Annotated in this window: 10 protein-coding genes; 9 read left to right on the plus strand and 1 reads right to left on the minus strand. The window is 67.6% G+C overall.

Annotated features, from left to right (window positions below):
- Both VFL64_RS05315 and VFL64_RS05320 read left to right on the plus strand, forming a co-directional pair.
- On the plus strand, positions 1-1,222 hold a 1,222-nt coding region (locus VFL64_RS05315), incomplete at its 5' end, for a DUF1501 domain-containing protein (protein WP_489539344.1).
- A 34-nt stretch (positions 1,223-1,256) separates the two neighbouring features.
- Positions 1,257-1,841 carry a glycine zipper 2TM domain-containing protein gene (locus VFL64_RS05320; RefSeq protein ID WP_489539345.1) on the plus strand — a complete coding sequence of 195 codons (585 nt, stop codon included), beginning with the start codon at positions 1,257-1,259 and terminating at the stop codon, positions 1,839-1,841.
- Here the strand turns inward: VFL64_RS05320 and VFL64_RS05325 are convergent, their stop codons facing one another.
- Positions 1,842-3,374, minus strand: coding sequence for a YifB family Mg chelatase-like AAA ATPase (locus VFL64_RS05325; RefSeq protein ID WP_489539346.1), 1,533 nt, complete (start codon positions 3,372-3,374; stop codon positions 1,842-1,844). It lies immediately after the preceding gene.
- A gap of 253 nt (positions 3,375-3,627) precedes the next feature.
- Between VFL64_RS05325 and VFL64_RS05330 the strand changes: the two genes are divergently transcribed.
- From VFL64_RS05330 to gshB, 7 genes are all read left to right on the plus strand, one after another.
- The gene (locus VFL64_RS05330; RefSeq protein WP_489539347.1) at positions 3,628-4,341 is read left to right on the plus strand and encodes a TorF family putative porin; all 714 of its coding nucleotides are present in this window, start codon (positions 3,628-3,630) and stop codon (positions 4,339-4,341) included.
- A gap of 39 nt (positions 4,342-4,380) precedes the next feature.
- Positions 4,381-4,719 carry a P-II family nitrogen regulator gene (gene glnK, locus VFL64_RS05335; RefSeq protein ID WP_201809505.1) on the plus strand — a complete coding sequence of 113 codons (339 nt, stop codon included), beginning with the start codon at positions 4,381-4,383 and terminating at the stop codon, positions 4,717-4,719.
- Positions 4,720-4,743: 24 nt separating this feature from the next.
- On the plus strand, positions 4,744-6,252 hold the full coding sequence (locus VFL64_RS05340) for an ammonium transporter (protein ID WP_489539348.1): 1,509 nt from the start codon (positions 4,744-4,746) through the stop codon (positions 6,250-6,252).
- A gap of 149 nt (positions 6,253-6,401) precedes the next feature.
- The gene (gshA, locus tag VFL64_RS05345) at positions 6,402-7,697 is read left to right on the plus strand and encodes a glutamate--cysteine ligase (RefSeq protein ID WP_489539349.1); all 1,296 of its coding nucleotides are present in this window, start codon (positions 6,402-6,404) and stop codon (positions 7,695-7,697) included.
- Between the two features lie 212 nt (positions 7,698-7,909).
- Positions 7,910-9,784: a potassium transporter Kup gene (locus VFL64_RS05350; protein ID WP_489539350.1), complete on the plus strand. Its 1,875-nt coding sequence runs from the start codon at positions 7,910-7,912 to the stop codon at positions 9,782-9,784.
- A gap of 25 nt (positions 9,785-9,809) precedes the next feature.
- Positions 9,810-10,994, plus strand: a complete 1,185-nt coding sequence (locus VFL64_RS05355) for a benzoate/H(+) symporter BenE family transporter (RefSeq protein WP_489539351.1) — start codon at positions 9,810-9,812, stop codon at positions 10,992-10,994.
- Between the two features lie 23 nt (positions 10,995-11,017).
- The gene (gene gshB / locus VFL64_RS05360; RefSeq protein ID WP_489539352.1) at positions 11,018-11,968 is read left to right on the plus strand and encodes a glutathione synthase; all 951 of its coding nucleotides are present in this window, start codon (positions 11,018-11,020) and stop codon (positions 11,966-11,968) included.
- Positions 11,969-12,048 lie beyond the last annotated feature (80 nt).

Consider the following 12,048-nt stretch of genomic DNA (forward strand, 5'->3'; position numbering starts at 1 on the left):
GGCGGCGGCCGGCTCGCCGGCCGCCCTGGGCGGCGTGCGGGCCCTCACACCCAACTTCACCGCCTTCCCGACCAACAACAACCGCACGTTCGCCCTGCACCCGAGCATGGCGGAGATGCAGGGGCTGTTCAACGACCCGGCGGGCCGCCTGGCCATCATCGCCAACGCCGGCCCGCTGATCACGCCGCTGACCAAGGCGGAGTACCAGGCCAACGCCGCCAGCAAGCCGCGCCCGCCCAAGCTGTTCTCGCACAACGACCAGCAGTCGACCTGGCAAGCTCTCGGCCCCGAGGGCGTGCGCGTGGGCTGGGGCGGCCGCTTCGGCGACATGCTGGCCAGCGCCAACACCAACACCGTCTTCACCAGCATCTCGGTGGGCGGCAACGCGGTGTTCATGTCGGGGCAGACCGTCTTCCAGTACCAGATCGGCACCGGTGGCGCGACGGCCATCGGCAACATCAGCGGCAGCCTGTTCAACTCGGCCGCAGCGGCCACGGCCTACCGCAGCATCATCACGGCCAACAACGACCCGAGCAGCGTGGCACACCTGCTGGGTCGCGAGCAGACCAGCATGACCAAGCGCTCGATCGATGCGCAGGCGGCGTTCCAGAACGCGTTCAGCGGGGTTCCGCTCACGAGGGTGCCGAACCCGACGCAGTACTTCCAGCCCTCGACGCGCAGCAACCAGAACAACAACCTGGCACAGCAGCTGCAGGCCGTGGCGCGCATCATCGACGCGCGCACGACACTGGGCGCGGGCCGGCAGGTGTTCTTCGTCAGCATGGGCGGCTTCGACACGCACGACAACCAGAACCGCGCGCAAGCCGACCTGATGGCCCGCTTGTCGCACGCCATCGGCTACTTCGACGGCGTGCTGGGCACGCTGGGTCTGCAAGACAACGTGACACTGTTCACCGCCTCCGACTTCGGCCGCACCTTCACCAGCAACGGCGACGGCACCGACCACGGCTGGGGTGCCCACCACTTCGTGCACGGCGGCGCCGTGCGTGGCCGTGAGATCTACGGCCGCTTCCCGCAGGTGGGCCTGAACCAGCCCGACGAAGTCGGCTCGGGCAGCTTCCTGCCGGGTGTGTCGGTCGACCAGATCGGCGGCACCCTGGGCAAGTGGTTCGGCCTCAGCGATACCCAGCTCGACACGGTGTTCCCCAACCTGCGCAACTTCGGCAGCCTGCGCGACCTGGGTTTCATGGACCCGGCCTGATCTTCTCTTCCTTCACCACCCACCCTCTGCACCCATGACCTCAAGCACCAGCACCTCGTCCCCCATGGTTTCTCCCGGCGCGGTGCCGGTGACCAGCGCCAACCCCATCGTCTGGTGGGTGGCCGGCGGCCTGGGCCTGATGGGAGCCGGCGCCCTGGCAGCCGTGCTGGTGGCCGGGCCGAAGAACGAGGCACCGGCGCCTGAGGCCGCCAAGCCGGTCGCGTCAACCAAGGCCGCCACGCCCGCAGCCAAGCCTGCCAAGTTGGCCGCCGCCGAGGTGTGCGCCACCTGCGGCACGGTCGAGAGCGTCAAGGCCGAGAAGCACAAGGGCGAGGGCACCGGCATCGGCGCTGTGGGCGGCGCGGTGGTCGGTGGTGTCGTCGGCCACCAGATGGGCGGCGGCAATGGCAAGAAGGCCCTCACCGTGCTGGGCGCGGTGGGTGGCGGCTTCGCCGGCCACGAGATCGAGAAGCAGGCCCGCAGCACCACGGTCTACCAGGTGCAGCTGCGCATGGACGACGGCAGCACCCGCACCGTCACGCAGAGCGCGGCACCGGCGGTGGGGGCGCGCTTCGAGGTTCAAGGCAACCAGCTCAAGCCGCTGGCGGCCAAGGGCTGATCACTGCGCCGCGAGCACGCGGCGGTACTGGATCGCCTCGGCCAGGTGGCTGACCTGGATCGCCGCGCTGCCGGCGAGGTCGGCCACGCTGCGCGCCATGCGCAGCACGCGGTGGTAGCTGCGCGCCGACCACCCCAGCCGCGCGGCGGCAGCTTGCAGGAAACGCTGGCCCGCGTCGTCGAGCGCGCAATGCGCATCCACCCCGGAGCCGCTGAGTTGCGCGTTGGTGCAGCCCTGGCGCGACCACGCCCGCTCGCGAGCGCGCTGCACGCGCTCAGCGATCAGTGCGCTGGGCTCGCCATCGGGCGCAGCGGCCAGCGTCTGTGCATCGACCGCGGGCACCTCCACCTGCAGGTCGATGCGGTCGAGCAGCGGGCCACTGATGCGGCCCTGGTAGCGCAGCACCACGTCGGGCGTGCAACGGCAGGCGCGCAAGGGGCTGCCCAGGTGGCCGCAGGGGCAGGGGTTCATCGCGGCGATGAGCTGGAAGCGCGCCGGGAACTCCGCCTGCCGCGCCGCGCGCGAGATGGTGATGCGGCCGGTCTCCATCGGCTCGCGCAAAGCCTCCAGAGCCGCGCGCTGAAACTCTGGCAGTTCGTCCAAGAACAGCACCCCGTGGTGCGCCAGCGAAATCTCGCCCGGCCGCGGAGGTGACCCGCCGCCCACCAGCGCAACGGCGGAGGCCCCGTGGTGCGGCTGACGCACGGCTCGCACGCCCCAGCGCTCGGGGCTGAAGCTGCCGTTCAGGCTCAGCACCGCCGCGGACTCCAGGGCTTCGTTCTGCGACAGCGGCGGCAGCAGACCACCGAAGCGGTGCGCCAGCATCGACTTGCCCGTGCCCGGCGGCCCCATCATCAGCACGCTGTGCCCGCCGGCAGCAGCCACCTCGAGCGCGCGCTTGGCGGCCACCTGGCCCTTGACATCGCGCAGATCGGAGGGAGCCGCAGCCACAGGCCGAGGCGCCGCCGTCGCCAGCGGCAAATCGCTGCGCTGTTGCGCGTCGGCCGGCAGAACGGCCTGGACCACATCGAGCAGATGGCCCGCCCGGTGGATCGCCAGACCCTCGACCAAGGCCGCTTCCTGCGCACTTTCGTTCGGCAGCACCAGCGCGCGCAGCGGCCGCCCGGCCTGCCGGCCGCGTTGCAGGGCCAGGCCCATCGCCAGCGCGCCACGCACCGGCCGCAGGTCGCCGGCCAGAGAGAGTTCGCCGGCGAACTCGTAGCGCGCCAGCTGCGCCAGGTCGATCTGGCCGCTGGCAGCCAGGATGCCGAGCGCGATCGGCAGGTCGAATCGCCCGCTCTCCTTGGGCAGATCGGCGGGTGCCAGATTGACCGTGATGCGCTGTGCGTGAGGAAAAGACAAGCCACTGTTCTGGATGGCGGCGCGCACGCGTTCGCGGGCCTCCTTCACCTCGGTGTCGGCCAGGCCGACCAGCGTGAAGCTGGGCAGGCCGTTGGCGAGGTGCACCTCGACCGTGACTTCGGGGGCGGCAAGGCCGTCGAGCGCACGGCTGTGGATGACCGCGAGTGACATGTTCTTCTCCCTGTGCGTGCGCGGCACAGACCTGTGCGCCGCTGCGTTGTGCGCCGATTGTGCCCGCGGCAGCTCGCTGGCGGCTCCGCACCAATGTTGTGCGAATCAAGCTGAAAGCACCGCCGAAGTGCCGTTCACCGATGCCACGACCAAGCTCGCCCCGAGATGGCGCAGCCATGCCCCAAAAGGGCCTTGGCACAAAAGCTGCACAAGCGTTGCGGCTTCTGCCCCCAAACAATCCACGGAGAACTGAATGAAGACGATTACCACGACCTGCCTGCTTGCCGTGCTGGCAAGCCTCGCAGGCACCGCTGGCGCGGAGGAGGCCTCGCCGGTGACCGCCAACCTTACCCTGACCTCGAAGTACAAGTACCGCGGCCAGGACCAGGCGAACACCGAAGCCGTCACCCCGGCGGTGCAAGGTGGTTTCGACTACAGCAACAGCGGCTTCTACGTCGGCAACTGGAACTCCAGCATCGGCTTCACCAACTCCGGCCTGGAGATGGACTTCTACGGCGGCTACAAGGGCTCGATCACCAAGGATCTGGGCTATGACGTCGGCGTGCTGCAGTACTACTACCCGCAGCAAGACAAGGTCGTGGACTTCAACACCACCGAGATCTACGGCGCAATGAGCTTCGGCCCGGCCAGCGCCAAGCTCTCGTACACCGTTTCCGACAAGTACTTCGGCATCGAGGGCGGCAAGGGCACGCTGTACGGCGACCTGAGCGCCAACTTCGAACTGATCCCCAAGCTCACCCTGAACCTGCACGTCGGTGGCACGAGCTTCGACTCCGAAGCCAAGGACAACGGTGCCGCGAACTACTGGGACTACAAGGTCGGCCTCACCTACGACATCGGGGCGGGCTTCTCGGCCGCCGGTGCCTATGTGGGCGGCACCAAGACCGACCACTACGGCGACATCAACAAGGGCCGGCTGATCGTCTCGATCACCAAGTCCATGTAACTCCCTCAACCCCTTCGCAATCTTCTAGAGGAGATGACCATGAAAATGGTGACTGCCATCGTCAAGCCCTTCAAGCTTGATGAAGTTCGTGAAGCCCTCAGCGCCATCGGCGTGCAAGGCATCACGGTGACCGAAGTCAAGGGCTTCGGCCGCCAAAAGGGCCACACCGAGCTGTATCGCGGCGCGGAGTACGTGGTCGACTTCCTGCCCAAGGTGAAGATCGAAGCGGCCGTGGATGACGCACTCATCGACCGCGTGATCGAAGCCATCGAGAACGCAGCGCGCACCGGCAAGATCGGCGACGGCAAGATTTTCGTGTCGCCGCTCGAGCAAGTGGTTCGCATCCGCACCGGCGAGACGGGCAAAGACGCCCTCTGACGCGACCAAGAGAGACAACCCACCATGAAAAAACTCATTGCAACCCTTGCCCTGGGCCTGGCCGTCCTGGGCTTCAGCGGGGCCTCGTTCGCGCAAGCGGCCTCGGCTCCTGAGGCTGCGGCCTCGGTCGCGGCAACGGCCGCTCCGGCTTCGGCGCCCGATGCAGCTGCCGCCGCATCGGCACCGGCCTCGGCCGCACCGGCCCCCGTCGCCAACAAGGGCGACGTGGCCTGGATGATCGTCGCCACCCTGCTCGTCATCATGATGACGGTGCCGGGCCTCGCCCTCTTCTATGGCGGCCTGGTGCGCAGCAAGAACATGCTGTCGGTGCTGATGCAGGTGCTCGTCACCTTCTCGTTGATCGTCGTGCTGTGGCTGATCTACGGCTACAGCCTCGCGTTCACCGAGGGCAACAAGTTCATCGGCGGGCTGGATCGGCTGTTCATGAAGGGCATCTTCGATGCGGCCACGGGCACCTTCGCGATGGGCGCCACCTTCAGCAAGGGGGTCTACATCCCTGAGCTGCTGTTCGCCGCCTTCCAGGCCACCTTCGCCGGCATCACCTGCTGCCTGATCATCGGCGCCTTCGCCGAGCGCATCAAGTTCAGCGCCGTGCTGCTCTTCATGGTGCTGTGGTTCACCTTCAGCTACGCGCCGATCGCCCACATGGTCTGGTTCTGGATGGGCCCGGACGCCTACTCCGCCGCAGGCGTGGTGGATGAGATGAACGCCAAGGCCGGCCTGCTCTGGCAATGGGGCGCGCTCGACTTCGCGGGCGGTACCGTGGTGCACATCAACGCGGCCGTCGCCGGCCTGGTCGGCGCCTACATGATCGGCAAGCGCGTGGGCTACGGCAAGGAAGCCTTCACGCCGCATTCGCTGACGCTCACGATGGTCGGCGCCTCGCTGCTGTGGGTGGGCTGGTTCGGCTTCAACGCCGGTTCGGCCCTGGAAGCCGGCAACAGCGCCGTGCTCGCCTTCATGAACACCTTCTCGGCCACCGCTGCGGCGGTGCTGGCCTGGTCCGTCGGTGAAGCGCTGATGAAGGGCAAGGCCTCGATGCTGGGCGCCGCCTCCGGTGCGGTGGCTGGCCTGGTCGCCATCACCCCGGCCGCTGGCAACGTCGGCCTGATGGGCGCGCTCGTGATCGGCTTCGTCGCCGGCTTCGCCTGCCTGTGGGGCGTCAACGGCCTGAAGAAGATGCTGGGCGCGGACGACTCGCTCGACGTGTTCGGTGTGCACGGTGTCGGCGGCATCGTCGGCGCCCTGCTGACGGGCGTGTTCAACACCCAGTCGCTGGGTGGCCCGGGCCTGGTGACCGACTGGGTCACGGCCGCCGTCGGCTCCAACGGCATCGGCGCCCAGGTCTGGATCCAGCTCAAGGCCGTGGTCCTGACCATCGTCTGGTCGGGCGTGGTCTCGGTGGTCGCCTTCAAGATCGTCGACCTGGTGATCGGTCTGCGTGTTCCGGAAGAAGAGGAACGCGAAGGCCTGGACATCACCTCGCACGGCGAGACGGCGTACCACCAGTAAGCGCAAGCTTCCACTGCAAGACAAAAGGCCACCGCAAGGTGGCCTTTTTCATGGGCGCTCGCTTTGTCACGCTCGGGCAGCTTGCATTGGCGCCACGCAACCCCAAGTGCCTAAAATTCCGAATCCCCAGCGCTCACCGGGCCCCGCACATGGTTCCTCACCTCATCACCGCACTCACTGGCCCGATCAACGAACTGGAGCAGCGCATCCTCGAATCGCTGCCCGCCATCGAGCGCTGGTTCCGCCTCGAATGGATGGAGCACACGCCGCCCTTCTATACCTCGGTCGACGTGCGCAACGCAGGCTTCAAGCTGGCGCCGGTGGACACCAACCTCTTCCCCGGCGGCTTCAACAACCTCACGCCCGAGATGCTGCCCCTGGCGGTGCAGGCGGCCATGGCGGCCATCGAGAAGATCTGCCCGGAGGCGAAGAACCTGTTGCTCATCCCCGAGAAGCACACGCGCAACACCTTCTACCTGAGCAACGTGCTGCGCCTGAAGCAGATCTTTCACCAGGCCGGCCTCAATGTGCGCCTGGGCACGCTCGACGAGAGCATCAAGGCGCCCACGCAGATCGACCTGCCCGACGGCAACTCGCTGACCGTGGAGCCGCTGGTGCGCACGCGTGGCCGCCTGGGGCTGAAAGACTTCGACCCCTGCACCATCCTGCTCAACAACGACCTGTCGGCTGGCCTGCCCAAGGTGCTGACCGGCCTGCACGAGCAGTACCTGCTGCCGCCGCTGCACGCAGGCTGGGCGGTGCGCCGCAAGACCAACCACTTCCAGGCCTATGAAGAAGTGGCCAAGAAGTTCGCCAAGCTGCTGGGCATGGACCCCTGGCTCATCAACCCGATGTTCGCCAAGTGCGGCGAGGTCGACTTCAACGACCGCGTGGGCGAGGAGTGCCTGGCCAGCAACGCCGAGGCGCTGCTCGGCAAGATCCGCCGCAAGTACAAGGAATACGGCATCCAGGAGAAGCCTTTCGTCATCGTGAAGGCCGACGCCGGCACCTACGGCATGGGCATCATGACGGTGCGCGACCCGAAGGAGCTGGTCGACCTCAACCGCAAGACGCGCAACAAGATGAGCGTGATCAAGGACGGGCAAGAGGTCACCGAGGTCATCCTGCAGGAAGGCGTGCCCACCTACGAGCGCGTGAACGACGCGGTGGCCGAGCCTGTGGTCTACATGATCGACCGTTACGTGGTCGGCGGCTTCTACCGCGTCAACGCCGAGCGCGGCATCGACGAGAACCTCAACTCCCCCGGGGCGAGTTTCGTGCCGCTGGCGTTTGCCGAATCGAACCAGCTGCCGCGGCCGGGCGTGAAGCCGGGCGCCAGCGCACCGAACCGCTTCTACATGTACGGCGTGATCGCCCGCCTGGCGATGTTGGCGGCGTCCTACGAACTGGAAGCCACCGACCCCGACGCCGAAGTCTACGAATGACTTGAGCCCCCCAGTCGCTGCGCTCCTGCCCCCAAGGGGCGCGGTCCGGCTCGGGGCGGCCCGGCGCCGGACCCTTCTTTCTTCTTCTCGTTGCTGCGCTGCAACATGCCCCCGGGGGGCCCCTTTGACGGGTGGTGAAGCTCCCGCCGAGCCCAGAGCACAATAGCGCTCCTCGTGACTGACCCCGGCTGCTTGCGCGGCTGTGGCGAACCGTGACCCCTCATCGCCCCACGTCCAGCCTGGCCGCGCTCACGCTGGGTGCCATCGGAGTCGTCTACGGCGACATCGGCACCAGCCCGCTGTATGCCCTCAAGGAAGTCTTCGGCCACGGCCATGTGCCGATGACGCCCGAAAACATCTTCGGGGTGCTCTCCCTCATGTTCTGGACCATCACCGTGGTGGTCTCGATCAAGTACGTGGCGCTGATCCTGCGCGCCGACAACAACGGCGAGGGCGGCCTGATCGCCATGCTCACGCTGGCCTCGCAGGCCGTGAAAGACCGGCCGGTGCTGCACCGCCGCCTGCTGGTGCTGGGCATCTTCGGCACCGCGGTCTTCTTCGGCGACGCCGTCATCACGCCGGCCATGACGGTGCTCTCGGCGGTCGAGGGCCTGGAGGTCGCCGCCCCTGGCCTGCACCGCTACGTGGTGCCGGTCACCCTGCTCGTGCTGACCGGCCTCTTCGTGGTGCAGCGCCACGGCACGGCCAGCGTGGGCAAGTTCTTCGGGCCCGTCACCGCCGTGTGGTTCATCGTGCTGGCGCTGATGGGCGTGACGCACATTGCGCGCAACCCCGACGTGCTGTGGGCCCTCAGCCCGCACTACGCGCTGATCTTCCTCGGCGCCCACCCCGGCATCGCCTTCATCGCGCTCGGTTCGGTGGTGCTGTGCGTGACCGGCGCCGAAGCCCTCTATGCCGACATGGGTCACTTCGGCAAGCGGCCCATCCGCCTGGCTTGGTTCAGCTTGGTGATGCCCGCGCTGGTGCTCAACTACTTCGGCCAGGGCGCGATGCTCCTGGTGCAGCCCGAGAACGTGAACAACCCGTTCTATGAGATGGCGCCTCCGTGGGCGGTGTTCCCGCTGATCGCGCTGGCCACCGCGGCATCGGTGATCGCCTCGCAGGCGCTGATCACCGCCGCCTTCTCGGTCACCAAGCAGGCCGCGCAACTGGGCTACCTGCCGCGGCTGCGCATCACGCACACCTCGGTCAAGGAGACGGGGCAGATCTACATCCCCTTCATCAACTGGGGCCTGTACGCCTGCATCGTGCTGGCGGTCGTGCTGTTCGGCAGCAGCAGCAAGCTGGCCGCGGCCTACGGCATTGCGGTGACGATCGACATGCTGATCACCACCACCATGACCTTCTTCGTGATCCGCTACGGCTGGAAGTACCCCTGGTCGCTGTGCGTGGCCGCCACTGGCTTCTTCTTCGTCGTCGACTTCGTCTACTTCTCGGCCAACGCGGTGAAGCTGCTCGAAGGCGGCTGGTTCCCGGTGGCCATCGGCGGCGTGATGTTCATGCTGATGATGACGTGGAAGCAGGGCCGCCGCCTGATGCGCGAGCGCCTGCGCGTCGACGCCATCGACCTGCCGAGCTTCCTCGAAGCCGTGTTCGTGAGCCCCCCCACGCGAGTGCCAGGCACCGCCGTCTTCCTGGTGGCCGACCAGGGCATCACGCCCAACGCGCTGCTGCACAACCTCAAGCACAACAAGGTGCTGCACGAGACGAATCTCTTCGTCACCGTGAAGCACCACGAGGTGCCCTGGATCGGCTTCGACAAGCGCTGCGAGATCGTGCCGCTGGGCAACGACTGCTGGCAGGTGACGCTGCACTTCGGCTTCAAGAACGACCCCGACGTTCCCGAGGCACTCACCCTGCTGCGCGGGCGCGGCGTGCAGGTGGACGACATGGAGACCTCGTACTTCCTGTCGCGCGACATCGTGATCCCCACCTTCGGCAGCGGCATGATGATGTGGCGCGAGAAGCTGTTCGCGAACATGCACCACAACGCGAGCGGGGCGGCGGACTTCTTGAACCTGCCCACCAACCGCGTCGTCGAACTCGGCTCCAAAGTAGAGATATAGAAGAGCCAGCGGCTATCCTGCCGCGATGCGCTCCTTCCTCCGCGACAGCTCGCTCTCCACCCTCACCGCCGGCTTCATCGCCGTGCTGGTGGGCTTCACCAGCTCGGTGGCCATCGTGTTCCAGGCCGCACGGTCCTTCGGGGCCGACACGGCCACCATCAGCTCGTGGATGTGGGCGCTGGGCATCGGCATGGGCGCCTGCACGCTGCTGCCGTCGCTGTGGTGGCGCAAGCCGGTGATGATCGCCTGGTCCACGCCGGGTGCGGCAGTGCTCGCCACCGCGGGGGCGACCGGCGCCTTCACGCTGCCCGAGGCCGTGGGGGCGTTCATGGTGTCGGCCGTGGCCATCACGCTCTTCGGCGCGACGGGTTGGTTCGAGAAGCTGATGGACCGCATCCCGCTGGCCCTCGCCAACGCCCTGCTGGCGGGCGTGCTCGCGCGCTTCGGGCTCGACGCCTTCATCGCCGCCAAGTCGGCCTTCGGCCTGGTGCTGCTGATGCTGCTCGCCTACCTGGTGGGGCGCCGCTTCTGGCCCCGCTACGCCGTGCCCGTCGTGCTGGCGCTCGGCATCGCGTGGGTGTCGGCCCACGGACAGATGCAGCTGCCCGCCATCGCCTGGGGCTTCACGCCACCGGTGTTCACGAGCCCCAGCTTCAGCTGGCCTGCGATGGTGAGCCTTGCCCTGCCGCTCTTCGTCGTGACCATGGCCTCGCAGAACCTGCCGGGCGTGGCGGCCATCCGGGCCGCGGGCTACGAGATGCCCATCTCGCGCATCGTCACGATGACGGGTGTGACCACGCTGTTGCTCGCGCCCTTCGGGGCCTTCGCCGTCAATCTGGCGGCCATCACGGCGGCCATCTGCATGGGCCGCGAGGCGCACGAAGATCCGGCTCGACGCTATGCCGCCGCGGCCGCCGCCGGCCTGATGTACCTCGTGATCGGCGTCTTCTTCGGCGCCGCCGTGGCCGGGGTGCTGACGGCGTTTCCCCATGAGCTCGTCGCGGCCATCGCGGGCCTGGCCCTGCTGGGCAGCATCGGCGGCGGCCTGGCAAGCGCGCTGAAGGACGAGCGGCACCGTGAGGCCGCACTCATCACCTTCCTGGTGACGCTGAGCGGGCTCAGCCTGTGGGGCATCGGCTCGGCCTTCTGGGGCGTGGTGGCCGGCGCGCTCGCGCTATTTGTGCAACAGTGGCGGCCCAACCTCGCCTGACCCTGCTTGAGAAAGAGATCACCATGGAGCTGCTGTTTGTCGCCGACCCGCTGGAAGGATTCAAGACCTACAAGGACAGCACCTTCGCGATGATGCGCGAGGCCGCCTCGCGCGGCCACCGGCTGGTGGCCTGCGAGACCCGCGATCTGAGCTGGCGGCGCGGCGGCCGTGTCGTGGCACAGGCGCGGCGCATCACGCTCACCGGCGACCCGCACGCATGGTTCGACGCCGAGGCGCGCGCCGAAATCCCGCTGTCCAACATGGGCGCCGTGCTGATGCGCAGCGACCCACCTTTCGACAGCGAATACTTCTACGCCACCCACCTGCTGGAGCAGGCCGAGCGTGAAGGCGCGCGTGTCTTCAACAAGCCGGCCTCGCTGCGCGACCACCCCGAGAAGCTCGCGATCATGGAGTTCCCGCAGTTCATCGGCCCCACGCTGGTGACGCGCCACGCCGCCGAGATCCGCGCCTTCCACGCCGAGCACCACGACATCATCCTCAAGCCGCTCGACGGCATGGGCGGCATGGGCATCTTCCGCGTCGGCCCGGACGGGTTGAACCTCGGCAGCATCATCGAGACGCTCAACAAGCACGGCGCCGAAACCGTGATGGTACAGCGCTATCTGCCCGAGATCGTGCAGGGCGACAAGCGCGTGCTGCTGATTGGCGGCCAGCCGGTGCCGCATGCGCTCGCGCGCATCCCGCAGGGCAGCGAGATCCGCGGCAACATGGCCGTGGGCGGCAAGGGCGTGGCCCAGCCGCTGTCGGCACGCGACCGCGAGATCGCCGAAGCCATCGGCCCGGTGCTCGCTGCGCGCGGCCTCTTGCTGGTGGGCCTGGACATCATTGGCGACTGCGTGACCGAGATCAACGTCACCAGCCCGACCGGTTTCCAGGAGATCACCAAGCAGACCGGTTTTGACGTGGCACGCATGTTCGTCGACGCGCTGGAGCGTTCGCTCGGCAAAGCCTGACGCGCAAACGCCCCGGGGCGCGACAATGCCGGTTTTGCCCGGCGACCCTCATGGCTGTACTTTCTCTCTCCAATGCCCAC

The sequence above is a fragment of the Rhizobacter sp. genome, assembly GCF_035702065.1.
In the GTDB taxonomy this organism is placed as follows: Bacteria; Pseudomonadota; Gammaproteobacteria; order Burkholderiales; family Burkholderiaceae_C; genus Rhizobacter.

Excerpts from the sequence above, each read along its gene's own strand:
- VFL64_RS05325 (WP_489539346.1), bottom strand. The coding sequence starts at position 3,374 with ATGTCACTCGCGGTCATCCACAGCCGTGCGCTCGACGGCCTTGCCGCC.
- VFL64_RS05340 (WP_489539348.1), top strand. The coding sequence starts at position 4,744 with ATGAAAAAACTCATTGCAACCCTTGCCCTGGGCCTGGCCGTCCTGGGC.
- glnK (WP_201809505.1), top strand. The coding sequence starts at position 4,381 with ATGAAAATGGTGACTGCCATCGTCAAGCCCTTCAAGCTTGATGAAGTT.
- gshA (WP_489539349.1), top strand. The coding sequence starts at position 6,402 with ATGGTTCCTCACCTCATCACCGCACTCACTGGCCCGATCAACGAACTG.
- VFL64_RS05330 (WP_489539347.1), top strand. The coding sequence starts at position 3,628 with ATGAAGACGATTACCACGACCTGCCTGCTTGCCGTGCTGGCAAGCCTC.
- gshB (WP_489539352.1), top strand. The coding sequence starts at position 11,018 with ATGGAGCTGCTGTTTGTCGCCGACCCGCTGGAAGGATTCAAGACCTAC.
- VFL64_RS05320 (WP_489539345.1), top strand. The coding sequence starts at position 1,257 with ATGACCTCAAGCACCAGCACCTCGTCCCCCATGGTTTCTCCCGGCGCG.
- VFL64_RS05355 (WP_489539351.1), top strand. The coding sequence starts at position 9,810 with ATGCGCTCCTTCCTCCGCGACAGCTCGCTCTCCACCCTCACCGCCGGC.